Here is a 26,880-nt window from a genome sequence, read left to right on the forward strand (position 1 = left end):
CTTGTTAATAGATTCCTATCAATTGTTAATGGAATGTTAAAGTCGGCAGAATCGATCGACATATGAATTATTATGAAGTCATTTGACTAAGCAATTGAAGTCATGAATAGAAAAACTTTTCATTTGGTCGTGTTTTTAGCCACCATTTCTATCAGTGGTATTTTATTTATTCAAATTTTTTGGATGGGCAAAGCTTTTGACCTGAGCAACAAACAATTTGAACACAATGTCAACTTGGCCTTACTCAATGTAACTAGCAAGCTCTGTGAAATCAATCAAAATGAAATACTCCCTGATCCCATCGAGCAATTGTCGTCCAATTATTTTATCGTCAACCTCAATAATAAAATAGCTCCCGAACTATTAGAATCCGTTCTCAAAAACGAATTCCAGAAAAGAGAAATAACAGAAGATTTTGAATACGGCGTGTTTGACTGTACTAACAAAGAGATGGTCTATGGCCGATACATCAACCTCAAAACCAACACCTACGCATCGCCAGCGTCTTCTATCTTCCCAAAACTCAACAAAGATGCCTACTACTTTGGGGTCTATTTTCCAAACAAGACCTCTACACTGGTTGGTGAAATGTGGATCTGGGGGTTTTCTTCTTTAGTTCTGGTAGTAGTGGTTGTGTTTTTCGGCTATACGCTCAGTGTTATTTTCAGACAAAAAAAACTATCCGATATTCAAAAAGATTTCATCAACAACATGACACATGAGTTTAAAACGCCCATCTCTACCATAGCCCTGTCGTCGGGTGTGCTACAATCGCCAGAGATCATGCACCAGCCTGAGCGACTGACACAATATGCCCAAATTATTAAAAAAGAAGCCTCCCGACTGCAAAACCAAGTAGATCGCGTATTGCAAATGGCCACCGTGGAAAAAGACACTATAAGTCTAACCAAACAAGAAATAGACCTCAATGAACTCTTAATACAGTGTATTCAAAGCGCCCAACTCAACCTAATACAAGGCGGAGAGATCAGGTTCGATCAGCAAACAACACCAGCCCTACTACAAGCAGACAAAGTGCATCTCACCAACATCATTTATAATCTGCTCGACAATGCCATAAAATATAATGAAACCATACCCAAAGTAGTCGTAAGCACCAGTAGTAATACTAAAACCCTAGTTCTGACGATTCGTGACAACGGCAAAGGCATCGACAAAAAAGATCAAGAATTGGTATTCAAAAAATTCTATCGTGTGCCCACTGGCAATGTGCACAATGTGAAGGGCTTTGGCTTAGGGCTCTACTATGTAAAAATGATGGTAGATGCACACCACGGCAAAATAGCCATAGACAGCTCACCCGAAGGCACTACATTCTCTATACAATTTCCTATACGATCATGAACAAACGCATACTCTTGGTAGAAGACGACGAAAGCCTTGGCTTTGTAATCAAAGACAGTCTAGAAAATAAATCATATCAAGTCACATTGTGTACAGATGGCGAGCAAGGGCTTGAGACATTCGGTTCCCAGTCGTTCGACCTTTGCTTGCTGGATGTGATGCTGCCTAGGCTCGATGGGTTTTCCTTGGCAGAAAAAATCCGAGTCAAGAGTAAACTGGTACCCATCATTTTCCTCACAGCCAAAGGCATGCAAGAAGATAAACTCGCTGGGTTCAAACTCGGAGGCGACGACTACATGACCAAACCTTTTTCGATGGAAGAGCTGATCTATCGGATTGAAGTTTTTTTGCGTCGAGGGAGCTCCCTACCCAAAGAAGAAACTGCTCACCTCTTGGGAAATTATCGTTTTGACCTTAATAGCCTAACACTTACGACTCAAGAGCATTCACAAAAGCTGACTCGACGAGAAGCCGAAATCCTTCAATACCTTTCGGACAGAAAAGACACCCTCGTAAAACGCGAAGAATTGCTCCTAGCACTCTGGGGCGACGACGACTATTTCAAAGGCCGAAGCCTCGACGTATTCATCTCAAAGCTCAGAAAATACTTAAAAGAAGATCACACCGTGGATATAGAAAATTATCACGGCGTAGGCTTTAAACTCGTCGTTCATGGCTAATTACTACAGATTTTATTCAAACAGAATATATTCCTTCTTTAGCTGCTTAATCATATCGGCCGCCATAGATTCCAAATCATACATGGGTTTCCAGCCCCAATCGGATCGTGCAGGACTATCATCTATGCTTTGTGGCCAGCTCGAAGCGATCTGCTGACGAAAATCTGGTGCATACGATATAGTAAAATCAGGATATGTTTTTTGAATGACTGCCGCTATTTCTTTGGGCGAAAAACTCATCCCCGCCAAGTTGTACGACATACGCGTTTTGATGCTTTCCGCAGGTGCTTGCATCAATGCAATAGTCGCTCGAATAGCATCCTCCATATATATCATAGGCAAAGTAGTGTCTGCCTCCAAAAAACAAGTATAATGCGTCCCTTCTACTGCTCGATGAAAAATATCAACGGCATAATCTGTCGTACCTCCTCCTGGCAAAGACTGATAGCCAATCACCCCAGGATACCTAAGTGAACGCACATCTAGCCCATACTTCTGAAAGTAATACTGTGCCCAATTCTCACCTGCTGCCTTGCTCATACCATAGACTGTCGAAGGATTGAGAAAAGAAGCCTGAGGGGTGTTTTGCTTCACCACCTCGCTACCAAACACGGCGATAGAACTTGGGTAAAATACTTTTTTGACCCCATTGAGTCTGGATACCTCCAGCACATTGAAAAGTGTTTTCATATTCATATCCCATGTGCCCAGAGGATTCTTTTCTCCATTAGCCGAAAGGATAGCCGCCAAATGATAAATCTCTTCTACTTGATACTGCTGCACAACCTCTTCGATACGCTGATAATCTGTGGCATCGATGAGTTCGAAATGTCCAGTAAAAGATCCATTGTTTCGTAGATCCGAGGCAATGACTTGGTCTTCGCCATACCATTCCTTCAACTGGTTAGTCAGCACGGTGCCCAGCTGTCCGCCAGCACCAATAATTAGGATACGTCCCATGATTGTTAAATTTTTGGGTTAATGTTCAACACTCATATTCTATACAATTTTAGGACATATCTATATATAATAGAATATCCACCATAATAATAGCTGCTATATACTGATTACCACACATTTATTACTTTTACAGCAATGTATCAGCATGACAAAAAGCAAAACTTACGGCAGGATGGATGAAATAGACAAGAACATATTAAGGATACTCCAAAAGGACGCCAAGATAACGGCCAAAGAAATTGCGACCACACTAAAGCTGACCATTTCCCCTGTCTACGAGCGTATCCGAAGACTAGAAAAAGACGGCTATATCAAAAGGTATGCTGCAATCCTAGACAAAGAGCTGATCGGCAGGTCTGTAACGGGACTCTGTCAGGTATCCATGCAGTACCACAATGCAGCTTTTATCGACAACTTCGAAAAGCAGATCCAAGCCTTAGAAGAAGTACAGGAGTGCTACCATATGGCGGGTCAGGTAGATTTTATTCTAAAAATCAATGTAAAAAGCCTAGAGGACTATCATGAATTTGTGAGATATAAACTGTCCAAGATCGAAAACATCGGCGTACTCAATACCACCTTTGTATTGAAGGAAATCAAACATACTTCGGAGTATTATATTTGATTAAAAGCTTCTTAAATCAACAGGCGCACAAACGCTTTAATTTGAAATAAAAGGGCGTATGAATTGTGATAATATTTATATATTGAGAATTATAATACTTGATTTTCAACCAGCTTTCACCATTTCATGATCAAAATTCTTAATAAAACTCGCCATTTATTTACCCTTCCATTTCATAACGAAAACGCTAAAGCAGATCTCTCAAACAGCCTGCAACAAGCCATTGACACTGGGTGGGCACATATAGAATTCTATCCCGATGGCACCATCATCTATGCCAATAACATATTTCTAAACGCCACAGGGTACACGTACTCAGAACTTCAAGGCCAACACCATCGCATGCTTTGCTCCGAAAAGTACACCCAAACCAATGAATACAAAGATTTTTGGATCAATTTGTCTATGGGAAATATACATACTGGCGAATTTAAACGGCTCCATAAAAATGGACATGAAATTTGGCTTAATGCTTCGTATACACCCGTCAAAAATACGGATGGACAAGTCACAAAAATTGTAAAAATAGCTTCCGATATCACCGACATGGTGAATACTAGAAAAAAAGCACAATGGGTACAGGCTGCTGTTGATTCAGGGTGGGCAACCATTGAATTTGATATCAATGGCATTGTGATTGATGCCAACGAAAATTTTCTCCATCATTTCGGCTATTCAAAACAAGAAATCATAGGCAACCATCACCGAATGTTTTGTCAACCTGAATACACACAGTCTGAAGAATACGATCAATTTTGGATACAACTCAAAAAAGGGGATATCAGCTCAGGGGAATTCGAACGCATTAAAAAATCAGGAGAAATTATCTGGATTTATGCCTCATACACCCCTATAAGAAACGAGCAAGGCAAGGTCGTTAAAGTCTATAAAATGGCCTCTGACGTAACTGAAAAAGTCAAGGCCCAGCAACAATTGGAATTGGTCATGACCAGTGTCCAGCAATTGGCAGAAAGTGTATCCTCTGCATCCTCCAAAATCACAGAAAGGAGTACTGACCTCAAAAACACAATTATAGAAACCGCAACCTCGATTAGTCAAATAGCTGAAGGTGCGAGTGATCAATCTCGGCAAGTAGATGAAATCTCCGTTTTTCTTGAAGAATTACTTCGCTCTGCCGAACAAATGTCTTCGTTGGCAAAAACCATAAACAAAGACATAAGTGCTGCACAAAATAATACACGTTCTGGTGTCGAAAAATTACAAGTCATGATAGAAACCATGCGAGATATAGACACCAATACTAAAATCACGTCGCAGTCTGTTCAACGTTTAACAGAGAAATCTATAGAAATCGAAAAAGCTTTAAGAGTAATCTCAGACATCTCTTCACAAACCAATTTGCTATCGCTCAATGCCGCCATAGAAGCAGCTAGCGCAGGAGAATCTGGTAGAGGGTTTGCCGTAGTAGCAGAAGAAATCAGAAAACTCGCAGAAGGGTCTCGCACCAGTGCTAGAGAAATAGAAACTGTAATAAAAGAAGTGCAAGCTGATATCAGCAGTGCTCAACAATGCATCCAGAAAATGGAGCAGAGTGTTGCCTCTGGTCAATTGGCCAGTAACGAGACCAAAACCGTCTTCGACACCATCGACACCAGTATCTCAGCGACCTTCTCTAAATGCATAGAAATAGATGGGTCTAGCAACAAACAACAACAAGATATTGCTAAAAGCGTGCAGTCAATAGAACGCATCGTGGTAGTAACAGAGCAAACCACCTCTAGCATTGAGGAGGTCGCCACATCGTCTCGCACAATAGATCAAGAGATGACAAATATCAATGAGCAAAGTGCTCAGCTAGACCAAGATGCTGCTCAAATGCTAAAACTTATTACGAGAACTTAACTCATCATTATAGCGATAACAAAAAAATGGAGAGGCTAAAAGTCTCCTCCACCCATGTCTCCCCCATTTTCTTCACGCTCGCCACGAGACCTGGTTTTGTTCTGATTGATCCTATAGGCAAATGATACGCCTGCCTGACGAGAGCGCCCTTGAAATTCTTTCTCTTCTATGAAATTGTCTGAAAAGGTAGTGCCTCGGTATTTGCGAGAGTTAAAAAGATCCTTAACAAAGAAGGTCAACGTCCCGTTGCCTTTTAAGATATCCATATTGCTCCCTAGATCCACGCCATACATCGACTTGCGCTTGCCTTGGGTAGTTTTCTCTGGCGCATTGTAGAACCCACTGACCTGCAGATTGACTTTCCCTATCTTGAACTTGTTGTTCAATCTGAAATTTGCCGTATAGGTATCTCTTTTCAATTCAATGTCTTTGTACGCCCCCTCAGTGATCACCCGATAAAAATTTGCATTACCATTTACATTGTACCAGTCGGTAGGATCTACGCTAAAATTGTATTCTATACCATAGGCATTGCTCGTGCCTATATTGTATGGCGTGGATATCGTGGTGTATCCGTCGTCCGAAGTAGAAATCCGCTCGATGACTCCCTCTGTGCGTCTGTAATACCCCCCAAGATATATGGATGCTTTCTCCAGATTGTAGAGCCAGCCCAGTTCGTATGAATCTGAGTATTCTGGGTTAAGGTCTTCATTTCCTGTTCTTATATTTCTAGGGTCGGTAAACGAAGAGAAGGGGCTTAGATATCGATAGTTAGGCCGAGAAATCCGTCGGCTATAGCTGGCTTGCACCGACTTCTCATTGTTAAACTTATAAGAAACAAAAACACTTGGAAAGAGGTTGAAGTAATTTTTCTCAGCAGATTGATCCGTTTCTCTTTGGTAGGTGTCAATCAGCGTTTGCTCTGCTCGTAGTCCTGCCTGATAACCCCACTGATCCATTTTTTGTTCGTAGATGGCATATACGGCATGAACGCTCTCGCTATACGAGAACCGGTTAGAATAATTTTGATAGGGAGACCATACGCCCTGATCATCTACCTGTTCCACGAGATATTCGTTGGTGATCTCTCTAATAGAACCCCGATAACCTGTTTCTATTTTTTTACCCTCAGCAAAAGGGTTCACATAGTCCAGTTGCATCAAAATGTTTTTATCCCCTTGCTCATTGAGAGATCGCTGATAACTGATTTGGTCGCCATCCGTCACCAGATTGGCCGAATCTATACTCGACTGCTCGACTTCATTATTTTTTCGGAATTGAAAATCTGCGGTCAGTTCATGCCCTTCTCCTTCCATAATCCGACGATAGCTCAGCTGATATTCGTAAGTGTCGTCGCTCTCTTTTTCAAAGTCTTTTCTATAAGTATTTGATAGCAAATTATCATTTACATCCCAATCATAATACGTAAGGTTTGTGATGTTTTCTTCATCACCAATTCTGATCAAACCTGAAGCCGTCAGTATATTGTTTTCATTGAAATAATAATCCGTACCTAATCGATAGGTGTGCGACACATCACTTCTGGTACGGTCGTTGTCGATATGCGTCACGATGGTGTCCGCATCAAAAGCTACCCGATCAGTGAATCCTCCTCCAGGATTTTCTCTATAGCCGATACCATAGCTACCGAAAACATTGAACTTGCCAGCTCGATAATTCAAACTACCCGAAAATCCATAATTGGCTGGATAGCCCAGGGTCGTCGTAAAAGAGCCATTGAGACCTTTTTCACGTTCCTTTTTCAAAATGATATTGATAATCCCCGCGCTACCTTCGGCGTCGTACCTGGCAGACGGGTTGGTGATCACCTCAATGCGTTCGATCAAATTGCCCTGCAATTGGCGCAAGCCATTAGCATCACTGATACCCACTAAACCAGATGGTTTTCCGTTGACTAATATCCTTACATTATTACTTCCTCTCAGGCTTATATTGCCCTCCACATCCACAGCTACCGACGGCAGATTGTCCATGATTTCCGAAGCATTAGCTCCAATATTGCTCAGGTTTTCACTGACGTTAAATACTCGTTTGTCCAGCTCTAGTTGCATCTGATCTCGCTTGCCTGCTACTACTACTTCTTCGAGGGTTTCTGCATTGGGAGCCAGAGAGATCTTACCCAAGTCAACTGCTTTTTGATTTCGACCGAGTTCTAAATTATGAATGTATTTTTCTGCATAAGAAATGTATTGCAATCTCAGGTAATATTTGCCCGCTTCGGGTGAAAGACTAAAGACGCCCTTGTCATTAGTGATGGCTCCATCCGCGAGCGTGCTATCGCTGAGCTGAAAAAGACTAGCAGAAGCATAAGCCAAAGGTTCACCACTTTCCTGATCGATCAATTGTCCCGTGATCGTATACGGGTTTCCTTCCGCCATATTCGGCTGTGCCAAAAGCATAGTGGAAAACAAAATAAAGTATAAAAGCGTCGAAAGTATTTTGTACATCATAATCAAACCATTGAATTAAGTACAAAGAAACGAGATGTATTGTGCAAGGCTGCAATTATTCTGTAAACAACAATTCTTTACCGTCGAACGACAATTTGCGCCAAAAATCTACTGCAAAACGGTTGATCAACCTAGTATTTATGTCGTTTACCCAAAATCATTATCATGTACTTGCACTACTCTATATATTTGACAGATGCGATTAATCAACAAACCACTAAAGATCAGCCTATCAGAAGTCATCTTCCAACTGGTTCTCCACTTGGTGGTATTCGTCTTTTATGCTTATAGTCGTCACAACCCACAATTCGAAGTTTATGAAATCATTTCATTTCTGAATTATATGATGGGAGGACTCATCATCAACTACTGGCTTCTACCCTCATACCTCTACGCCAAAAAATACCTGCCCTTTTTTCTGTACTTCATAGTAGTAGTAGCCGTGGTGATTCTCATAGAAGAAGGCATCATTGAAAACATATTTTTTCCCGACACACGGGGCAAAAAAATCATCGCTCTTAGCTATAACCTGCTTCAGATACTTCCTATTCTAGGTATATTATCTGGGTTCAAATTTGCCTGGGATGCGCTAGGCAAAGAAAAAGAAATGGAAGAGCTGAGAAACACCATCAAAGAAAGCGAGTTGCAGTTTTTAAAATCACAGATCAACCCTCATTTCTTGTTCAACAACCTCAACAATATCTACGCACATGCCATCGAAAACTCTCCACAAACACCAACAATCATCTTGGAATTGTCCTCTGTACTGAGATACATGCTCTACGAATGCAAGGCCCAATACGTGCCACTCTCTAAGGAAATCGAACAGCTCAACAATTTCATCAACCTCAACAATCTACAGATCGAAGGACGTGGGGGTGTCACTTTCACCCATCAAGATTTGACCCAAGATTATCGTATCGCTCCTCTCATTCTAATGGTCTTTGTTGAAAACGCATTCAAGCACAGCTCTTCGAGCCAAACGGAAGACATTAAAATTGCAATAGACATGCAAATAATAGCCGAAGACGATTTAGTTTTTAGCTGCACCAACACCTATCTAGCAGAGACCAACACACAAGACATCAACAGTGGCATTGGCCTAGAAAACGTACGAAAAAGGCTACAGCTCCTCTACCCTGAAGCACACGAACTCACCATTTCAAGATCTAAAAATGAATATCAGGTATATTTGAAAATGAACTTGAGCAACTAAGCCTATGAACTGTATCATCATAGAAGATCAACTACCCGCCCAACGCATTCTTAAGAAATACATCAGCGATATAGGCACGTTGAACTTGGCAGGCACTTATTCGGATGCACTACAAGCCATGGACATACTAAACACACAGCCAGTCGACCTCATGTTTCTCGACATTCATTTACCTAAGATTTCTGGGATTGATTTCTTAAAATCATTATCCAATCCACCACAGGTCATTCTCACCACAGCATTTTCAGACTACGCCTTAGAAAGCTATGAATTGTCGGTAGTAGACTACCTACTCAAGCCATTTTCCTTCGAAAGATTCGTAAAGGCCGTTTCGAAAGCGACTGAAAAAAACCTATCACATGAAACACTGAGAGATTCTACTTTAAGTCAGCGGTCAGAAATTTTCATCAAATCTGGATACGAACATATCCGAATCAATCTTGCAGATGTTTATTTCATCAAGTCAGATGCTGACTACACAGAGATCCATCTCTACAACAAAAAACATCTCTCTTCAGACCCTTTGAAAAACTGGGAAGACCGACTGGAGAACTTGCCATTTTCCAGAATTCACAAGTCTTACATCGTCAATACCGAAAAAATAAAAAAAATAATAGGTAATCAAGTATATCTCAATGATGATATGATCTTACCCATAGGCAGAGCCTTCAAAGAAGTCTTGGTCAAAAAATTTATTAATTAGAATATCTCAATACCCTATTCGAATTAATATGTAATTTTAGTTTGATACAAAACTAAAAACCAAAGCAAACCATTCGATTAAGCATGCGCTATTCCTATGCCCCATCACCAATCGCCTGGATGGCTTTACGAATACAGATCAAGTACCTGTTAATTTTATTACTCCTTTCAGTAGAAGCAAATGCCCAGATCGCATATCAAAATGTTTCGAATCGAAACGTTGCCCTTGGCTCCTACGGCAGAGTAGGCGTCGATTGGTCTCTTGAAAACAACGGCACAATCGGTCGCAGACTCAACCTCAACAATATGGGAAGTATAGGTGGCCGAATGGAAGAACAGGACTATTTGGAATTGGCTCCTGCGCTACATTTCCAACCGGCAGAAGACGACAGTACGACTATATATGCCCAGATGAGATTTGCGGTCTATGCCAATAGCCAAACCAGTTTTGGCAACAGTACTACATCCAGCATAGGGGGACTCACGATCGCCATTCCTGAAATGTATGTGGAAGCACGCAACATCAATGGCAAGCCACTGAGCATGTGGATAGGCGCACGCCTCTACCGTGGGCCAGATGTACATATAGCTGACCATTTTTATTTCAACGACCACAGCAGTCAGGGGTTTGGCTTAGAGTGGAAAGGCACACGTATGATGGCTCTGTTTGTGGAATCTACCGACACTACTTCTACCGTCCCCCCTTACTTTTATCTCAATATAAAAACAGGTACTGCCAGTGCTTCTTTGAGACAGCGTATCGTGATGGCCGTTGAGCAAGATGTCACACTCTCGTCCAACGATGCCATTACCTTCTTAGGTGAGTTTCATCGTATGGCAAATGCCGACGAACGCCGAGATACTATTACGGTATCTAATGCCGTCAATTTCCCCGCAGACGTTGGGATTGTAATCGGAGCCAAATACCAACGAAATTTGCCTAGTCTACTGGAGGGGTCTTTTAACCACTTGGCCATACGCTACGGTACAGGCATCGCCAATGGTGGAGATGGCGGGCTATCCCGTACCTGGCTCACCTTTGGCGCACCAGACCTCAACAATCTCCATTTTGGCGGTGCTTATTCTTTATATCTTGTTAACCATACGGTGTTAAACTTTTCGCAAAACTATACGCTAAATGCCTACGCCATATATACCAAAAGTAAAGGCGCAGCAGATAGCGACCACATGGCCAAAAGCTACTTTGGCAAAGAAGTATTCAATCGGAAAGAAGATTTTACCATCGGTAGCCGCAACGAATTCTATATGACCAATTATTTTCACTTACTCGTCGAACTACACTACTCTCAGCGCCGTGATGGCACTAATCCTATCGCCAGCACTACCAAGTTCAGTATTGCTCCAGTATTTGTACCTACAGGTAAGCGAGACACATGGGCCAGACCACACCTCCGCTTTGTAGCATCCATTGCACGGTACAACGACTTTGCTATGAAAAGCCTATACTCACCCTACTTGCAATTTGCAGGCGAGCACCGCTGGGGGTATTACTTTGGCGTAAAAGCCGAGTGGTGGATTTTCAATTAATGAATTGTAAGAAGCTATTACCATTTATAAAAATGACTTATTACCGATGAAAACCAGACGATACTTTCTATCCAAAACACTAGTAACTCTCGCAGGAGCAGCTCTTTCTCCATCCCTTTTGACAGCCCATCATGTAGAAGAACCTCTACCACTCCCCACTCTTCAGGGCAGAAAAATATTGTTTACTTATGGCGGGTGGGCCGGTCATGACCCCGAGACCAATAAAGACTATTTCGTACCTTGGCTAGAAGAGCAAGGAGCTACAGTAGTGAGTGCTAATCATACTGCTCCATACGCCGACGAAGCCCTCATGGACACCATTGATCTCGTTATCCAATCGATCACGATGTCCAATATCACACGCGAAGAAGAAAAAGGATTACTACGTGCTATTAGCAATGGCACTGGCATGGTGGGATGGCACGGCGGCTTATGCGATTCTTTTAGAAGCAGTACAGCTTATCAATACATGACTGGAGGGCAATTTGTAGCACACCCTGGCGGCATCGTCGACTATCAAGTAGATATCGTCAATAAAAAAGATGCCATCAATCAAGGTTTGTCTTCATTCCAGATGAAGAGTGAGCAATACTATATGCATGTAGATCCCAATGTAAAAGTGCTCGCCACCACAAAATTTAGCGGTGCAAACGACCCTTGGATAGAAGGGTGTGTAGTTCCCGTGGCTTGGAAAAAAATGTTCAATAATGGCCGAGTATTTTATTCCTCATTAGGCCACGAGCTCAGCCACCTGATCGACAAACCTGATGCACTTGCCATGATCCAGAGGGGTATTACTTGGGCCAGCGCTAGTAAATATGAGCCTGTAGAAAAGTGGATTAATCCCGTATATTATTAACAAACACTAAACAGTTGAACTAGTACGAGCTACTCAGAATTGCACAAAAAAATAGCACCAATAATTCTTGGTGCTATTTGATTTTTTCATCCCTTAGTCTATTGAGTCAGGAGGATATGGCTTAGGCAGCTAGATTAGATAACACCTTCCAACACATCTTTGATCGGCACTCTTTTTCCATCCTTGAAAGCCACGATCCAAGCGTCTTTTACGCCCATCTCTCTCAAATATTTTTTGAAAGTATCCGCTTCCCAGTAATCCTTAAATAGGCCAACAGTATATTTCATTACACCATCTTTTTCATCCAATTGGAATGATGGGTTGTTTTGAGAAAACTCAGATAGATCTTTCTTTTTGAATGCTCCGATTTGAACTTTAAAAAGAACTCCTTTTTCACTAAACCCTTTCTGTGCAGCCAATGAGCCTGCTCCACCAGCAGAACTACCTTCACTAGGGCTAGCAGCTGCTTTCTTCTTGGCATCAGCTAATTCTCTTCTAAGGCTAGATACCTGATCTTGGTAATCCGAGATTTGATCGTCTTTTTCTTTGATACGATCATCTACGCCAGCTACTTCTTTCTTCAAGCTACTTAGCTGGCCTTTTAGAGATTTGTTTTCCTCTAACAGAGCTTTGTATTGCTCTGGGCTAAGCGCCTTAATTCTTTTTTTCCACTCTTTTGTTTCTTGCTTAGACATCTGTGCTTCCGCCGTTTGTGCGAAACCCACGAACATCAAAAGGGAAAAAATTGTTAGTATATTCTTCATGATTTTATGATTTAATCCTACTTATAATAACTAATGTACAAAAAAATTCAGCTAAATATAGGTCAATTTAGTCAATAATTGCACTTTTTCAAGTTTTTGAAATTGATGATTACTTTTTTAAACTACCTACCATATCTGCTGGCACTACCCATTCGTCAAATTGCTCATTCGTTAGCAATTCTAATTCTAGAGCAGCCTCTCTTAGGGTCTTCCCTTCTTTATGCGCTTTTTTAGCAATTTTAGCTGCATTTTCATAGCCAATGTGCGTATTCAGCGCCGTCACTAGCATCAAAGACTTTTCTAGCTTCTCTTCTATTACAGCATGGTTTGGTTCTATGCCTACAGCGCAATTGTCATTGAATGACTCACAAGCATCCCCGATCAATCGAGCAGAGTTTAGCAAATTGTAAATCATCATTGGCTTGAAAACATTCAATTCAAAATGACCTGTCATACCTCCCGTAGAAATCGCCACATCATTGCCAATCACCTGACAGCACACCATAGTAAGTGCTTCACACTGCGTAGGGTTTACTTTTCCTGGCATGATCGATGACCCTGGCTCATTTTCTGGAATAGTGATCTCGCCGATACCACTTCTAGGGCCAGAAGACAGCATACGAATATCATTTCCAATTTTCATTAGGCTCACGGCCAATTGCTTCAATGCACCACTAGACTCCACGATGGCGTCGTGAGCAGCAAGGGCTTCAAATTTATTTTCGGCAGTCACCAATGGCAAACCTGAGTGTTCAGCTATTTTTTTAGCTACCAACTCTGAATATCCTTCTGGAGTGTTCAATCCTGTACCTACTGCAGTACCACCCAGTGCTAATTCAGACAAATGAGGCAAGGTGTTTTTCAGCGCCTTAAGGCCAAAATTCAATTGTGCGACATAACCAGAAAATTCATGCCCCAAAGTCAAAGGAGTAGCATCCATAAAATGCGTACGTCCGATTTTTACCACGTCTTTGAAGGCCTCTACTTTTTGAGCCAGTGTATCTCTTAGTTTTTCAACTTTAGGGATGGTCGTTTCTACGAGCATCTTATAGCCAGCTATGTGCATAGCCGTTGGAAAAGTATCATTAGACGACTGTGACTTATTTACGTCATCATTAGGATGAATAGCTTTTTTGTCGTCCGTCAATGAGCCGCCATTAATCACATGTGCGCGGTTGGCTATAACTTCATTGCTGTTCATATTCGACTGTGTACCAGAGCCTGTCTGCCATACAACCAATGGAAATTGATCATCCAACTGACCGGCTAATATCTCATCACATACCTGTCCGATCAGGTCAGACTTGCTTTTGTCCATTACGCCCAATTCAGCATTAGTCTCAGCAGCCGATTTTTTTAGGATAGCGAATGCTCGAATGATTTCAAGCGGCATTTTCATGTGCTCACCACCTATTTTAAAATTCATCAACGAACGTTGTGTTTGCGCTCCCCAGTATTTTTCGGCAGGGACTTTCACCTCCCCCATTGTGTCTTTTTCTATTCTATATTCCATGTACATAAGAGTTTGATTCAAAATTACATACAGAATCACAACAATTACAGAAATATGGCTCAATAATCAACCAAATTTTCCCAATCACTAGTTCTAGGGATTTTAAAAAAAATCTACTTGTAATATTATCGTGGTGAAGTAAATCGCCCTACTCTTGTGCTTGCAAACACTTATTTAGAATCAATCTTAATAAAACCATGAAAAATATATTATTCATCTTCTCTATGATAGCTATGCTCTTTTTGGCCGCCTGCGACGACGATGGTGAAACTTCTCAAAAAGAAACCACACTGCAAAAAGCTATTGAAAACTATGCGGACCTAGTATACGCAAGCTATCTCGACACGCACACAGATGCAGTGGCTTTGCAGACAGCAATCAATAGCTTTGTCGCTAGTCCTGATGTGACTACTCATGCCGCAGCCAAGCAAGCTTGGCTTGATGCGCGTGAGACGTATGGACAAACAGAAGCTTTTCGATTTTACGGTGGGCCGATAGATGACGAAGACGGACCAGAAGGACAACTCAACGCTTGGCCTCTTGACGAATCGCATATCGACTATGTGACCGTCTCCGATGCTGAAAATGCAGGCACCAATATTATTAATAACACGGCTGATTTCCCCACCATCACTAAAGAAGTAATAGCAGATCAAAACGAAAACGGAGGCGAAGCCAACGTAAGCTCAGGCTACCATGCCATCGAGTTTTTACTATGGGGACAAGATGTAAGTGATGGGCCTGGAGGAGGCGAAAGAGACTTTACCGACTACACCACCGCTAGTAATGCTGACAGAAGAGGAACTTACCTCAAAGAGGCAACAGCACTTGTAGTAGACGATTTGGCTTCTTTATTGGCCGAGTGGGAAGAAGGAGGAAGCTACCGCACCATATTTACAGCAGCTGATAATGCCGATAATTCACTCAAAGATATCGTAAGTGCACTAGGCAAATTATCTAAAGGCGAACTGGCCGGTGAAAGAATGTATACTGCTTATGACCTGCGAAGCAAAGAAGACGAGCACTCTTGCTTTAGCGACAATACACACCGAGATATTGTGACCAATGCTTTGGGTATTCAAAATGTATATGAAGGCGTTTATGTTTCCACCAATGGCAGCAGCGTATCTGGCACCAGTATCAAAGAGGTCCTCGCTTTAGAAAACGAAGAATTGGCCAATTCAATTTCTGAAAAAATGACTGCTTCATTGAAAGCCTGTACCCAAATCCAAGCCCCTTTTGATCAAGAATTTTTGAACGAAGAAGGTAGAAAAAGAATCCTAGCAGCCATTACTTTATTGAGAGAACAAGGCGATTTGCTAGCAGAAGGTGCCGAAGCATTAGGTTTCGAATTTGACCCAGAAGATATATAGGCAGTATTTCATAAATTGCTGACGTAACGTACTGAATACATCCCTGTTTTAACGGGGGTGTATTTTTTGATTTATAAACCATGAGAATAAGTGTAGTTTTATTAGCGTGCATAGTCGGAATAACGAGTTGCTCGACAGAGCAAGACCCATTTGAACACCTAAAAGAAATAGGAGAAGAAATGATGGGAGGCGATGCTACAGTATTCGATATGTCTGTCAATGCTTTTGGTCATGCGGCACCCAACCTGACGGGAACAAAAGACTTAGAATTTGTGACGGGCAATGCTTTTTTCAAACGCAATTGGGTCACTTCGCCAGCTTCTACGGAAGACCTCGACGGCTTGGGCCCTTTGTTCAACGCACGCTCATGCTCAGCCTGTCATCTGCTCGATGGCAGAGGTGCACCCCCAACTGATGCTGCAGAAGAACCTCTCGGCCTACTCTTTAGACTCAGCGTACCAGACGGAGCTGGTGGCACAAAACCAGACACCTATTATGGGGAGCAGTTCAACAACCATGCAACACAAACCGTAGCTCCTGAAGGCAAAGTATCGGTAACCTATGAGGAAATAAAAGGTACCTACCCAGATGGCACCACCTATACTCTACGCAAACCAAAAAACAGGTTTTATGATCTCAATTATGGAGAACTACCAGCAGACCTGATGGTCTCACCAAGAGTAGCTCCACACATGGTAGGATTAGGGTTACTAGAAGCAGTAGATGAAAACACACTGCTCTCCTTTGCCAATGAACAGGAGGTCAATAACGATGGGATATCAGGCCGACCTAACTACGTCTGGGACATATTGAAGGGCAAGAAAACTATTGGCCGGTTTGGATGGAAGTCCAATCAACCCTCTGTACGTCAGCAAGTAGCAGGTGCTTTTAGAGGTGATATTGGAATCACTTCTGCCATGTTTCCTGAGCAGCCTTGCGCAGATGCTCAGACTGATTGCGAGAAGGTATACGCTGAAAATGGTCCAGAACTCACCAATGGCATATTAGACCGAGTGACGCTTTATTCTGCTACTTTGGCCGTACCTGGCAGGAGAGATTGGGAAGAGCCTGAGGTACTAAAAGGCAAGGAATTATTTGGGCAGTTGAATTGCATAGCTTGCCATGTACCTAAAATGACTACTGGCAGTAACGGGGAAATTCCCGAATTTAAAAATCAAACCATTAGACCTTACACTGATTTATTGCTACACGACATGGGCGAAGAGCTGGCAGATCATAGGCCAGACGAACTCGCCACTGGACTGGAGTGGCGAACGCCTCCGCTGTGGGGAATCGGGCTTATTCATGTGGTAAGTGGGCACACTTTTTTGCTACACGACGGCCGAGCTAGAAATATGGAAGAAGCCATCCTTTGGCATGGTGGTGAAGCCCAAACGAGTAAAGAAGCATTTAAAAATTTACAAAAAACAGAAAGAGAAAACGTTATTAAGTTCTTAGAATCACTATGAAAAAAGTTTTTTTACTCCCTATATTATTAGGTTTCATTTTATGGAATGGGTGCGACTCGTCAGAAAAATCATTTGATCGTAGTGAAATTTTGGAGCAAGTAGCCAGCGCACTAATTCTTCCCAGTTATAAAAAGCTTGATACTGAATTAAAATCATTGCAACTATCTGCAACTGCATTCAATCAAAATCCTTCTACCTCTACCTTGGCCAACCTGAAATCCAGCCTTCAAAAAGCCAGACTGGCTTGGGCTACATCAGAGACTTTCAACTTCGGACCAGTGGATCAATTGGCCTTAGCCACACAGGTCAACTTCTGGCCCGTAAACACCATAGGTATCGAAGAAGAAATCACTAATTATGACCCCACTAAGGACTATAAAAGCTTGCTGGCTAGCAACAAAAAAGGATTCTCAGCAATCGAATATTTGCTTTACCAAGAAGAAGAAGCAGTCACTATTGCTGCGTTCAACAACTCCTCTCGGCAAGGGCTTTTAACCTTTTTTGTAGAAGACTTGCTTCGTATTTCTACAGAAATCCATTCGGCATGGCTCGATAATTACAATCAAACATTTATCACCAGTACAGGCTCGGACGTGAATTCCAGTGCTACCATTCTAGCCAATGAATTGATTATGCTCAGTGAACAAATCAAAAATAAAAAGCTTGGCGAACCACTAGGATTAGTATCTACTATCACTGCTGATCCATCCATAGTAGAAGCCTATTATGCCAAGCAATCTTTGGCGCTAATCAAAACTAATTTAGAAACCATGAAGCAAACATTCAACGGCACAGATGGCTCTGGTTTCGATGATTTTCTAAATGCTTTAGACATCACTTATGAAGGGCAGGAGCCGCTCTCTTCTACTATTAACAGCCAGTTTGATAAGTGTCTGACTGCCGTAGCGGCAATCAATGGTTCATTGCAGGAGGCCATAAATTCAGACGCCAGTCATACTGAGGATTTGTATGATGAAATGCGTGCGCTGATCGTATTACTAAAAAGCGACATGATGTCTCAACTGAGTCTCACTGTAGTCCCAGGCGACAACGACGGTGACTAAGCATTTACTTCACATGAGAGACGTAATGCCACAGTACCACACCTATCGTTACTGAGATATTGAGCGAATGCTTAGTACCGAATTGAGGTATTTCTAGGCAATGGTCTGAAGCACTTACTGCTTCTTGCTCTACACCAAAAACTTCATTGCCAAATATAAAAGCATATTTCTCATCTGACTTGGGTTCAAACTTATCGAGCATCAGACTGCTCTCGGCTTGCTCTACTGCTAAAATGACCCACCCTTCGCCTTTCAATTTTTGAATAACCTCTAATGTGCTTTCCACATGCTCCCACTCTACGGTCTCTGTGGCTCCCAGTGCCGTCTTGTTGATGTCTCGATGTGGTGGCTGACCTGTGATACCACAGAGAAATATTTTCTTGATATTGAAGGCATCGGAAGTCCTAAATGCCGACCCCACGTTATTGAGACTCCGCACTTGATCCAGGATCAAAATCACTTCATTTTTCTCTACATTTTTGTATTCTTCTACAGAGTGACGCTCCAACTCTTCGTTTTTTAGTTTCCGCATGAGTGCAAATAAAAATGATTCACACAATTTCTGCTTGACGAAGCATCAATACTTTACACGACTTATTAAATTCGTGTTTTGATCCCAATATAAAATGGCAACCGCAAAGAAAGAAACTCCCCTAATGAAACAGTATAATGCCATCAAGGTAAAACACCCTGATGCGTTACTATTATTTCGTGTTGGAGATTTCTACGAGACTTTTGGAGCTGATGCCGTAAAGGCCAGCAAAATCCTCGACATCGTACTCACGAAGCGAGCCAATGGATCGGCATCACACATCGAATTAGCCGGTTTCCCTCATCATTCGCTAGACACCTATCTCCCAAAACTTGTGCGAGCAGGCAATAGAGTGGCTATTTGTGATCAACTCGAAGACCCCAAATCGGTCAAAGGTATTGTGAAGCGTGGAGTAACTGAACTCGTCACACCTGGGCTCACACTCAACGACAATGTACTAGACCAGAAAAAAAACAATTACCTAGCCTCTGTGGCCTTTGGCAAAGACATTCATGGCATTGCTTTTTTAGACCTTAGTACTGGTGAGTTTATGGTTTCGACAGGAGACCTCTCCTACATCGACAAGATGATTCAGGGTTTTAGCCCATCAGAAGTTATTTATTGTAAAAAGAATAGAGAGCAGTTTACGAACCAGTTTGGTGAAGACTTCAATACTTTTTGTCTGGAAGAATGGATTTATGGGTTTGACTTCGGCTACGAAAAACTCAATACGCATTTCAAAACCAAAAATCTGAAAGGTTTCGGGATTGAAGACTCCAAAGAAGGTATCTGTGCTGCTGGTGCCATTCTATTTTATCTGGAAGAGACTGAGCACAAAGAAATCAGCCATATATCAGCTATATCAAGAATAGACACCGACAAATATGTCTGGCTCGACAAGTTTACCATTCGCAACTTGGAGCTGGTCTATGCCCAACAGTCGGACGGGGTGCCGCTGCTTCATGTCATGGACGACACCCAGACCCCTATGGGTGCACGATTGCTCAAAAAATGGATGGTATTGCCACTTAAAGAAAAAGCGGAAATAGAAGCTCGCCTCAATGTGGTAGAAGCACTGATCGATGACCCCGAAACCTCCGAACAAGTACTCTCTCATCTCCAACAAATCGGCGATGTGGAGCGATTGGTGTCTAAAGTAGCGGCACTCAGGATCAACCCACGAGAGCTGCTTCACCTCAAAAAAGCGCTGAAAAACATAGCTCCAATCAAAGCGATATTAGAAAGCACACCAAACGAGCACTTCAAAAAATTTGGCGACAAACTCAACCCTTGCACTCAGCTGATCGAAAAAATTGATCTTAACCTAAAAGAAGAGCTACCACTCAATGCCACACAGGGCAATATCATCCAAGACGGCATAGATACAGAACTGGACGAACTGAGAAAGATCGCCTTTTCTGGCAAAGACTATTTGCTACAAATCCAAGAAAGAGAAAAAGAACGTACAGGCATCTCTTCTTTAAAAATCGCTTACAACAGAGTATTTGGCTACTATTTAGAAGTATCCAATGCGCATAAAGACAAAGTACCTCAGGAATGGATCCGAAAACAGACTTTAGTGAATGCGGAACGATATATCACCGAAGAACTAAAGACCTACGAAGAAAAAATCCTAACCGCAGAAGACAAACTAAGCAGCATCGAACTCCGATTGTTTAATGAACTGGTAACCTTCACTGCCGACTACGTAGCCGAAATTCAAAACAACGCTAGAAACATTGCGCAGATCGATTGTCTTTTGTCTTTTGGACAAGTAGCGATCAAGCAAAATTATTGTCGCCCATCTATCAACAACGAGCGAGCCATCGACATCAAAGAAGGTCGTCATCCAGTGATCGAAACCCAATTGCCTACTGGCGAGGAGTACATCTCCAACTCTGTGTTTTTGGATGATATCTCTCAGCAGATCATGATCATCACTGGGCCTAACATGGCAGGTAAGTCCGCCTTACTTCGTCAAACCGCTCTGATTGTACTGATGGCACAAATGGGTGCTTACGTACCTGCAGCTTACGCTAAAATCGGCATCATCGATAAAGTGTTTACCCGTGTAGGTGCGTCAGACAACCTATCTAAAGGCGAATCTACTTTTATGGTAGAGATGACCGAAACCGCCAGTATTCTCAACAATCTGAGCGAAAATAGCCTTGTGCTAATGGATGAAATCGGACGAGGCACCAGCACCTATGACGGCGTATCAATCGCTTGGTCTATCGTAGAGCATTTGCACAATCATCCAAAGTGCCATGCCAAGACCATGTTTGCCACGCACTATCATGAACTCAATCAAATTGCCGAAGATTTTCCTAGGGTCAAAAATTTCAACGTGTCTGTAAAAGAATTAGACAATCGAGTCATTTTTATGAGAAAGCTCAAAGAAGGAGGCAGCCAACACAGTTTTGGTATCCATGTGGCTCAGATGGCAGGTATGCCCAATGGAGTGGTCATTCGTGCCAACGAAATTCTGCAGCATTTGGAAAAGGATAAAATCAAGGAACAACACGATGAAAAGATCGAATCCTTGCCTAAAAACAATTTCCAGCTGAGCATGTTTGAGAGTGATCCCCACTTCGAAGAAGTCTTAGGTCTACTCAATAGACTAGACGTAAATACCATTTCTCCCGTTGAGGCATTGCTCAAACTCAATGAAATAAAGACAATACTGAAAGGGAAAAAATAAGAGAATTAGATACCCAAACCTGCCAGCTACTCTAATCAGATGAAATACTAACAACAATCTATACACCAGCACTTTTTTTCACCTCTCGATAAGAGATGAAGTTTACTTCGGCAATTTGAAATGCAAAGGAAGCGCCATTTTTACGCGTACTTTCTTACCATCAATTTCTCCAGGAGCCCATGTTGCAGTATTGCTGATGAGTCGAATCGCTTCTTGATCACATTCATTATTCAGACCTTTGAGTATTTTAGCTCCAGATATTTTACCATTTTTTTCGACTATATATTCTACAAATACTCGCCCTTCTACCCCTTTGGCTTGAGCCGCTACAGGATACTGTAAGTTGGTTTCGATGTATCTAAAAAAAGCTGCCATCCCTCCTGGATATACAGGCTGTTTGTCAGCCAATGAATAAACCGTATCGTCTCCTTGTGCCAAACTAGTATAGCTAGAGAGAGAAGTAGTTAAAAAAAGAGCCAGTATGATATGAATTAGTTTCATAATGATGAATTTAATTGCTTACGCAAATTTACCACGATTGTATCACAATCCTTCTCGGCCTTGTTAACTCAATGTTATCTTTCAAGCCAACTCAAAAATTCGGGAACCCTCACCCTGCTAATAAGAATTTGATCTTTGGGTTCTGGGTCGAGCACCACTTCTAGTCTACTGTTGAAGTATTTGTTTACCACTTTTACCGAGTGAATATTGGTGATGAACTTTCTCGAAAGACGGAAAAAATCATTGGGATCCAATAAATCTACGAGTTCATCCAGTTTGTAATCAATGATGAACTTAGCATTTTCTTTCGCTACAAGATAAGTATAATCGTTTTCCGAATAGAAATAAGCAATATCTTCTACCGATACATGTCGCAATCGATCCCCCGTTTTGATAATAAATCGTTTTTTAAATTCTACAGCTTCCATGCTCAGGTTGAGTAGTTTTTCTACCTGTAGTGCATTCAATACGGGCTGTTTGGGCTCTACAAACTTATTTTTGATGGCATTGTACTTGTCGAGCGCCCCTTTTAAGCTGCCTTCTTCGATGGGCTTGAGTAGATAGTCCACACTATTTACCTTGAAGGCACGAATGGCGTAATTTTCGAAAGCCGTGGTAAAAACCACTGGACAAGTAATATTTCTTTGATTGAAAATTTCAAAGCTTAAGCCATCAGACAGTTGAATATCCATGAAGACCAAGTCTGGCTCTTCATTAGTATCGAACCACTCCACAGCATCTTCTACGGACTCCAGAGCGTCTAACACTTCAATTTTATAATCTTCCACTCGCGCCAAAAAACGTTTAAGTTCTTCTTGCGCAAATTTTTCATCTTCAATAATTAGCACCTTCATAATCAGGATCCAGTAATGGAATTTTGACCGTAAAAAATTCTTCTGTCTGTTCGATAACGACTTTTTTGTCCGTCACTATATCATAATGACTGCAAATATTATCCAATCCAATCTTAGATGAGTAACCTTTAGAGGTTTTTAACCGAAGTGTGTTTTTAATCACAATTTGGTCGTCCTCCAATGTAATCCATAAAGAGAGTGGGTATTTTTCCGACACCACATTGTGTTTAATAGCATTTTCTATCAATAGCTGCAGCATAAGTGGTGGCACTTGATGAAAGTTTTTGTCTTCAGAAATATTGAATTGTAAATTGAGTTTATCTCCAAACCGCAATCGCATCAAATCTATATACGAAGAGGTCGCCTTTAGTTCTTCTTCTATCGTCACCAGTCCTTTATTTCTATGTTCTAGTACATTTCGATAGACGCTAGCCAACTGACGAATAAAATGATATGCCGATTCGGGGTCGGAATATACAAGCGAAGAGAGTGTGTTGAGGCTATTAAATAAAAAATGGGGATTGACCTGTGTCTTGAGCATCTCGTGACGAAATTCCAAACTAGATTTTTTAAACCTTTCCAACTCCACCATGGATCTGCGCCAACGATTGAGAAAATAAACGCCCATTTCGATAGAAACCACTATCACCGTAATCGAAAAAGTAGTAGTGATCACCACTACATCGTCGAACATTGGTCTCACATTGGGGATACCCAGCAGTTTATCGAACAAAAACTTAAGGCCCGTCACTGCTACCACCACAAAAAGGCTATTAGAACTGAGTTGCGCAAAAAATCTTTTAGATATATTTTCCACCCAAGGCAAGTATCGTTCTAGTCGACGATTGATCCATCTCACTCCTTCGAGGATGATAAATGCAATAACAATGGCAATGGCGTATTCTTGAACTTGAAACCTTAAACCATACTCTTCATAAAAAAGGCTATAGATAAAATCTACAAAAAACTGGGTACCTAACCCCATAATAAGAATGCTCAACCATCTCCAATAATTGAATCTGGTATTGGAATAGGTGCTCGGAATTCTCAGTTTTTTAGTCATTAATAATTGTTTCATGAAAGTTAAATAAAAAAAGGATCCTAGCGGCCAGGCTAGGATCCTCAGCATGATACAAAAACAAAACTACTTAACGATTAAGATTTTAGAAGTAACCAGTGCTGATACTGACAACTCTTTCGAGTAATTACTTCTTTTCAATTTTTTTAACAATCGTATAGGAATCACTAGACACTTTATACGAATACAATCCTGAAGGTAAGTTTGACACATCAAACCTTTTCAAAACTTTCAAATCCTTTTTGATGGTCTCATTGTGTAGGAGTACTCCATCCATATCAGTAATAACGATTTTCACTTTATTATCTGCAGGGTTATCCAACTGCACGTATATCAGATCATTGCTTTGAGAAAAGATTTGTGCGTTTATTTCAGCACTTTCTTTCTTACCTACTTCGTTCACATTTGCCAAAGCTGCAGTAGTAAGTGTCAAGATGGCGATCACTAATAATTTTAAAGCTTTCATAGGGATGTGTATTTTTCGTTGTGAACAATTAATTACAAGGCAAGGATAGTGGCAGAAAAGCTCCTGCCAAAGCCAAAACCGGTGAGCTTCATTATTGACAAGGTGAAATGTAATATGCTTCTGATGAACTGAAACGGCGTTTTTTGAAGCGATAGACACTTATGAGATTGTACATACTATCAACTGTCAAATGACAGAATATTAATCTAACCAACATCTGTGATCGGTTTGTTGAAGCTGTTTAGGAAAGCTGGAGACTCGAAAAACAGACGCATAAAAAAATCCGTCTTAGTAGACGGATTTTAGGTGAATACAAAATTCAGATTTGGTTTACTCGCTCCTTGCAGTTTAAAGTTATTCCTTTTCGATTTTCTTTCTCAGGCTATAATAATCATTAGACACCTCGTAGATATAGGCTCCTGCAGGAAGGTTCGAGATATCGAATCTTTTCAGAACTTTGGTTTTATCTTTTACGGCTTCATAATGAAGTATATGGCCTTGCAGGTCGGAAATTTCAATGATGACTTTTCCTTTTCCAGCTTTTTCAAGCTGCACATAGATCATATCTTTTTTAGCAGAGAAAATCTGTGCTTTTACTTCAGCACTCTTTTCCTCATTCGCTTTGTCCACATTGGCCAAAGCTACATTTGCAACAGTCGCGAATACGACAACTACTAAGAATTTTAAACTAGCTTTCATAAAAGTATCGTTTAGTTGTGAACAATTAATTACAAGACAAGATTAGCTGAGATTTGAAGGGATCGAAAGCAAAAATCGGTGAGCTTCAATATAAATCAGGTGAATTTCAACACGTTTCCGCTGAATTAAAACAACGATTTTTCACCCATTCAAAAAGACTGGGCTTAGCAATTCAAAAACCTGTCAGTTGACAGTTTTTATTCATCAAAACACCCATTCGGCCGATATAAGAAGGGAACTAAAATTAATTGGATAAAAGAGGGCATAAAAAAACCCTGACTATATTTATAATCAGGGTCTTGATAAAAACTGGCGACGACCTACTCTCCCGCGTATTACCGTAGTACCATCGGCGCTGAGTGGCTTAACTGCTCTGTTCGGAATGGGAAGAGGTGGACACACTCGCAATAATCACCATAAAATCTTAATGAGCATCTATCTAAATAGATCTTAGACTCTTTTGCCTACTCATTTAATGTCTTAAAGTTCATGCTTAACAAAGTAAACTTGACATGAATATTGTGAAAGAAAGAATGATATAACACTGTTATAGAAAGCTTACAGGTAATTAGTACTACTCAGCTTTGACATTACTGCCTTTACACCTGTAGCCTATCAACGTCATCGTCTATAACGACCTTTAAAAGAAATCTCATCTTGAGGAGGGTTTCGCACTTAGATGCTTTCAGCGCTTATCCTCACCGAACGTAGCTACCCGGCGGTGCAGTTGGCACCACAACCGGTAGACCAGAGGTTCGTCCAACTCGGTCCTCTCGTACTAAAGTCAGAGCCTCTCAAATTTCTTACGCCCACAACAGATAGGGACCGAACTGTCTCACGACGTTCTGAACCCAGCTCGCGTGCCACTTTAATGGGCGAACAGCCCAACCCTTGGGACCTTCTCCAGCCCCAGGATGTGACGAGCCGACATCGAGGTGCCAAACCTCCCCGTCGATATGAGCTCTTGGGGGAGATCAGCCTGTTATCCCCAGAGTACCTTTTATCCTTTGAGCGATAGCCCTTCCATACGGAACTACCGGATCACTATATCCTACTTTCGTACCTGATCGGCTTGTTGGCCTCACAGTCAAGCACCCTTATGCTATTGCGCTCTACGCACGGTTACCAAACGTGCTGAGGGTACCTTTGAAAGCCTCCGTTACTCTTTTGGAGGCGACCACCCCAGTCAAACTACCCACCACACAATGTCTCCGACATAGTCGGATTAGGCATCAGATAAATAAAGGCTGGTATTTCACCAACGGCTCCACCATGCCTAGCGACACAGCTTCAAAGCCTCCCAGCTATCCTACACATCATTTACCCAATACCAATGTGAAGCTATAGTAAAGGTTCATGGGGTCTTTCCGTCCCGTTGCGGGTACGCGGCATCTTCACCGCGACTACAATTTCACCGAGCTCATGGCTGAGACAGTGCCCAGATCGTTGCACCATTCGTGCAGGTCGGAACTTACCCGACAAGGAATTTCGCTACCTTAGGACCGTTATAGTTACGGCCGCCGTTTACCGGGGCTTCAGTTCAGCGCTTCTCAACCGAAGTCAATAACGCCCCCCCT

The 26,880-nt window shown here is 41.7% G+C and carries 22 protein-coding genes and 2 rRNA genes (1 of these 24 running past the window's edge); 12 read left to right on the plus strand and 12 right to left on the minus strand.

Features of this window, described 5'->3' with window-relative positions; genetic code table 11:
* Positions 1 to 102 precede the first annotated feature (102 nt).
* Both N7E81_RS03210 and N7E81_RS03215 read left to right on the plus strand, forming a co-directional pair.
* Positions 103 to 1,365, plus strand: coding sequence for a sensor histidine kinase (locus N7E81_RS03210; protein WP_263051843.1), 1,263 nt, complete (start codon positions 103 to 105; stop codon positions 1,363 to 1,365).
* On the plus strand, positions 1,362 to 2,045 hold the full coding sequence (locus N7E81_RS03215; protein ID WP_263051844.1) for a response regulator transcription factor: 684 nt from the start codon (positions 1,362 to 1,364) through the stop codon (positions 2,043 to 2,045). The genes N7E81_RS03210 and N7E81_RS03215 overlap by 4 nt, the downstream gene beginning before the upstream one ends.
* Before the next feature lie 12 nt (positions 2,046 to 2,057).
* Here N7E81_RS03215 and N7E81_RS03220 read toward each other — a convergent pair whose 3' ends face one another.
* Positions 2,058 to 3,005 carry an NAD-dependent epimerase/dehydratase family protein gene (locus N7E81_RS03220; protein ID WP_263051845.1) on the minus strand — a complete coding sequence of 316 codons (948 nt, stop codon included), beginning with the start codon at positions 3,003 to 3,005 and terminating at the stop codon, positions 2,058 to 2,060.
* A gap of 145 nt (positions 3,006 to 3,150) precedes the next feature.
* Between N7E81_RS03220 and N7E81_RS03225 the strand changes: the two genes are divergently transcribed.
* Complete coding sequence (locus N7E81_RS03225) at positions 3,151 to 3,630, plus strand: Lrp/AsnC family transcriptional regulator (RefSeq protein WP_263051846.1); 480 nt, start codon at positions 3,151 to 3,153, stop codon at positions 3,628 to 3,630.
* 126 nt (positions 3,631 to 3,756) lie between these two features.
* Complete coding sequence (locus tag N7E81_RS03230) at positions 3,757 to 5,493, plus strand: methyl-accepting chemotaxis protein (protein ID WP_263051847.1); 1,737 nt, start codon at positions 3,757 to 3,759, stop codon at positions 5,491 to 5,493.
* A gap of 35 nt (positions 5,494 to 5,528) precedes the next feature.
* On the opposite strand, the gene N7E81_RS03235 is transcribed toward N7E81_RS03230, so the two are convergent.
* The gene (locus N7E81_RS03235) at positions 5,529 to 7,964 is read right to left on the minus strand and encodes a TonB-dependent receptor domain-containing protein (RefSeq protein ID WP_263051848.1); all 2,436 of its coding nucleotides are present in this window, start codon (positions 7,962 to 7,964) and stop codon (positions 5,529 to 5,531) included.
* 196 nt (positions 7,965 to 8,160) lie between these two features.
* Between N7E81_RS03235 and N7E81_RS03240 the strand changes: the two genes are divergently transcribed.
* From N7E81_RS03240 to N7E81_RS03255, 4 genes are all read left to right on the plus strand, one after another.
* Positions 8,161 to 9,180, plus strand: a complete 1,020-nt coding sequence (locus N7E81_RS03240; RefSeq protein ID WP_263051849.1) for a sensor histidine kinase — start codon at positions 8,161 to 8,163, stop codon at positions 9,178 to 9,180.
* 4 nt (positions 9,181 to 9,184) lie between these two features.
* On the plus strand, positions 9,185 to 9,883 hold the full coding sequence (locus N7E81_RS03245) for a LytR/AlgR family response regulator transcription factor (RefSeq protein WP_263051850.1): 699 nt from the start codon (positions 9,185 to 9,187) through the stop codon (positions 9,881 to 9,883).
* A 119-nt stretch (positions 9,884 to 10,002) separates the two neighbouring features.
* A complete protein-coding gene (locus N7E81_RS03250) occupies positions 10,003 to 11,430 on the plus strand; it encodes a carbohydrate porin (RefSeq protein ID WP_263051851.1) in 1,428 nt (475 codons plus the stop codon).
* Between the two features lie 46 nt (positions 11,431 to 11,476).
* Positions 11,477 to 12,289 carry a ThuA domain-containing protein gene (locus tag N7E81_RS03255; RefSeq protein ID WP_263051852.1) on the plus strand — a complete coding sequence of 271 codons (813 nt, stop codon included), beginning with the start codon at positions 11,477 to 11,479 and terminating at the stop codon, positions 12,287 to 12,289.
* Between the two features lie 134 nt (positions 12,290 to 12,423).
* Here N7E81_RS03255 and N7E81_RS03260 read toward each other — a convergent pair whose 3' ends face one another.
* Both N7E81_RS03260 and fumC read right to left on the minus strand, forming a co-directional pair.
* A complete protein-coding gene (locus N7E81_RS03260; RefSeq protein ID WP_263051853.1) occupies positions 12,424 to 13,053 on the minus strand; it encodes an Ezrin/radixin/moesin family protein in 630 nt (209 codons plus the stop codon).
* Positions 13,054 to 13,162: 109 nt separating this feature from the next.
* Positions 13,163 to 14,566: a class II fumarate hydratase gene (fumC, locus tag N7E81_RS03265; protein WP_263051854.1), complete on the minus strand. Its 1,404-nt coding sequence runs from the start codon at positions 14,564 to 14,566 to the stop codon at positions 13,163 to 13,165.
* 197 nt (positions 14,567 to 14,763) lie between these two features.
* Here fumC and N7E81_RS03270 point away from each other — a divergent pair, with 197 nt between their 5' ends.
* The 3 genes from N7E81_RS03270 (at position 14,764) to N7E81_RS03280 (ending at position 18,472) form a co-directional block, all read left to right on the plus strand.
* A complete protein-coding gene (locus tag N7E81_RS03270) occupies positions 14,764 to 15,939 on the plus strand; it encodes an imelysin family protein (protein ID WP_263051855.1) in 1,176 nt (391 codons plus the stop codon).
* An 80-nt stretch (positions 15,940 to 16,019) separates the two neighbouring features.
* Entirely contained in the window at positions 16,020 to 17,408 is a 1,389-nt protein-coding gene (locus N7E81_RS03275; RefSeq protein ID WP_263051856.1) for a di-heme oxidoreductase family protein, read from the plus strand.
* Positions 17,405 to 18,472 (plus strand): imelysin family protein, encoded by a 1,068-nt coding sequence (locus N7E81_RS03280; protein WP_263051857.1) that lies wholly within the window; start codon positions 17,405 to 17,407, stop codon positions 18,470 to 18,472. The genes N7E81_RS03275 and N7E81_RS03280 overlap by 4 nt, the downstream gene beginning before the upstream one ends.
* Before the next feature lie 4 nt (positions 18,473 to 18,476).
* Here N7E81_RS03280 and N7E81_RS03285 read toward each other — a convergent pair whose 3' ends face one another.
* A complete protein-coding gene (locus N7E81_RS03285; protein WP_263051858.1) occupies positions 18,477 to 19,004 on the minus strand; it encodes an RNA methyltransferase in 528 nt (175 codons plus the stop codon).
* Positions 19,005 to 19,128: 124 nt separating this feature from the next.
* On the opposite strand from N7E81_RS03285, the gene mutS reads away from it, so the two are divergent.
* On the plus strand, positions 19,129 to 21,705 hold the full coding sequence (mutS, locus tag N7E81_RS03290) for a DNA mismatch repair protein MutS (protein WP_323131650.1): 2,577 nt from the start codon (positions 19,129 to 19,131) through the stop codon (positions 21,703 to 21,705).
* A 102-nt stretch (positions 21,706 to 21,807) separates the two neighbouring features.
* Here the strand turns inward: mutS and N7E81_RS03295 are convergent, their stop codons facing one another.
* The 7 genes from N7E81_RS03295 to N7E81_RS03325 all read right to left on the minus strand — a co-directional run.
* Positions 21,808 to 22,206 carry an energy transducer TonB gene (locus tag N7E81_RS03295; RefSeq protein ID WP_263051860.1) on the minus strand — a complete coding sequence of 133 codons (399 nt, stop codon included), beginning with the start codon at positions 22,204 to 22,206 and terminating at the stop codon, positions 21,808 to 21,810.
* A 74-nt stretch (positions 22,207 to 22,280) separates the two neighbouring features.
* Positions 22,281 to 23,060 (minus strand): LytR/AlgR family response regulator transcription factor, encoded by a 780-nt coding sequence (locus N7E81_RS03300; RefSeq protein ID WP_263051861.1) that lies wholly within the window; start codon positions 23,058 to 23,060, stop codon positions 22,281 to 22,283.
* Positions 23,041 to 24,138 (minus strand): sensor histidine kinase, encoded by a 1,098-nt coding sequence (locus N7E81_RS03305; RefSeq protein ID WP_263051862.1) that lies wholly within the window; start codon positions 24,136 to 24,138, stop codon positions 23,041 to 23,043. The genes N7E81_RS03300 and N7E81_RS03305 overlap by 20 nt, the downstream gene beginning before the upstream one ends.
* Before the next feature lie 127 nt (positions 24,139 to 24,265).
* Positions 24,266 to 24,604 carry a T9SS type A sorting domain-containing protein gene (locus tag N7E81_RS03310; RefSeq protein WP_263051863.1) on the minus strand — a complete coding sequence of 113 codons (339 nt, stop codon included), beginning with the start codon at positions 24,602 to 24,604 and terminating at the stop codon, positions 24,266 to 24,268.
* A gap of 354 nt (positions 24,605 to 24,958) precedes the next feature.
* Positions 24,959 to 25,303, minus strand: a complete 345-nt coding sequence (locus N7E81_RS03315; protein WP_263051864.1) for a T9SS type A sorting domain-containing protein — start codon at positions 25,301 to 25,303, stop codon at positions 24,959 to 24,961.
* 307 nt (positions 25,304 to 25,610) lie between these two features.
* Positions 25,611 to 25,722: ribosomal RNA gene (gene rrf, locus N7E81_RS03320) — 5S ribosomal RNA — on the minus strand.
* 129 nt (positions 25,723 to 25,851) lie between these two features.
* Positions 25,852 to 26,880: ribosomal RNA gene (locus tag N7E81_RS03325) — 23S ribosomal RNA — on the minus strand (it continues 1,856 nt past the right edge of the window).

It is taken from the genome of Reichenbachiella carrageenanivorans, assembly GCF_025639805.1.
GTDB lineage: Bacteria > Bacteroidota > Bacteroidia > Cytophagales > Cyclobacteriaceae > Reichenbachiella > Reichenbachiella carrageenanivorans.

What these genes read in the sequence shown, in the direction of transcription:
- N7E81_RS03225 (WP_263051846.1), top strand. Translation starts at nt 3,151, where the DNA reads ATGACAAAAAGCAAAACTTACGGCAGGATGGATGAAATAGACAAGAAC.
- mutS (WP_323131650.1), top strand. Translation starts at nt 19,129, where the DNA reads ATGAAACAGTATAATGCCATCAAGGTAAAACACCCTGATGCGTTACTA.
- N7E81_RS03215 (WP_263051844.1), top strand. Translation starts at nt 1,362, where the DNA reads ATGAACAAACGCATACTCTTGGTAGAAGACGACGAAAGCCTTGGCTTT.
- N7E81_RS03305 (WP_263051862.1), bottom strand. Translation starts at nt 24,138, where the DNA reads ATGAAACAATTATTAATGACTAAAAAACTGAGAATTCCGAGCACCTAT.
- N7E81_RS03230 (WP_263051847.1), top strand. Translation starts at nt 3,757, where the DNA reads ATGATCAAAATTCTTAATAAAACTCGCCATTTATTTACCCTTCCATTT.
- N7E81_RS03270 (WP_263051855.1), top strand. Translation starts at nt 14,764, where the DNA reads ATGAAAAATATATTATTCATCTTCTCTATGATAGCTATGCTCTTTTTG.
- N7E81_RS03280 (WP_263051857.1), top strand. Translation starts at nt 17,405, where the DNA reads ATGAAAAAAGTTTTTTTACTCCCTATATTATTAGGTTTCATTTTATGG.
- N7E81_RS03260 (WP_263051853.1), bottom strand. Translation starts at nt 13,053, where the DNA reads ATGAAGAATATACTAACAATTTTTTCCCTTTTGATGTTCGTGGGTTTC.
- N7E81_RS03300 (WP_263051861.1), bottom strand. Translation starts at nt 23,060, where the DNA reads ATGAAGGTGCTAATTATTGAAGATGAAAAATTTGCGCAAGAAGAACTT.
- fumC (WP_263051854.1), bottom strand. Translation starts at nt 14,566, where the DNA reads ATGGAATATAGAATAGAAAAAGACACAATGGGGGAGGTGAAAGTCCCT.
- N7E81_RS03310 (WP_263051863.1), bottom strand. Translation starts at nt 24,604, where the DNA reads ATGAAAGCTTTAAAATTATTAGTGATCGCCATCTTGACACTTACTACT.
- N7E81_RS03240 (WP_263051849.1), top strand. Translation starts at nt 8,161, where the DNA reads ATGCGATTAATCAACAAACCACTAAAGATCAGCCTATCAGAAGTCATC.
- N7E81_RS03295 (WP_263051860.1), bottom strand. Translation starts at nt 22,206, where the DNA reads ATGAAACTAATTCATATCATACTGGCTCTTTTTTTAACTACTTCTCTC.
- N7E81_RS03255 (WP_263051852.1), top strand. Translation starts at nt 11,477, where the DNA reads ATGAAAACCAGACGATACTTTCTATCCAAAACACTAGTAACTCTCGCA.
- N7E81_RS03285 (WP_263051858.1), bottom strand. Translation starts at nt 19,004, where the DNA reads ATGCGGAAACTAAAAAACGAAGAGTTGGAGCGTCACTCTGTAGAAGAA.
- N7E81_RS03210 (WP_263051843.1), top strand. Translation starts at nt 103, where the DNA reads ATGAATAGAAAAACTTTTCATTTGGTCGTGTTTTTAGCCACCATTTCT.
- N7E81_RS03235 (WP_263051848.1), bottom strand. Translation starts at nt 7,964, where the DNA reads ATGATGTACAAAATACTTTCGACGCTTTTATACTTTATTTTGTTTTCC.
- N7E81_RS03245 (WP_263051850.1), top strand. Translation starts at nt 9,185, where the DNA reads ATGAACTGTATCATCATAGAAGATCAACTACCCGCCCAACGCATTCTT.
- N7E81_RS03315 (WP_263051864.1), bottom strand. Translation starts at nt 25,303, where the DNA reads ATGAAAGCTAGTTTAAAATTCTTAGTAGTTGTCGTATTCGCGACTGTT.
- N7E81_RS03220 (WP_263051845.1), bottom strand. Translation starts at nt 3,005, where the DNA reads ATGGGACGTATCCTAATTATTGGTGCTGGCGGACAGCTGGGCACCGTG.
- N7E81_RS03275 (WP_263051856.1), top strand. Translation starts at nt 16,020, where the DNA reads ATGAGAATAAGTGTAGTTTTATTAGCGTGCATAGTCGGAATAACGAGT.
- N7E81_RS03250 (WP_263051851.1), top strand. Translation starts at nt 10,003, where the DNA reads ATGGCTTTACGAATACAGATCAAGTACCTGTTAATTTTATTACTCCTT.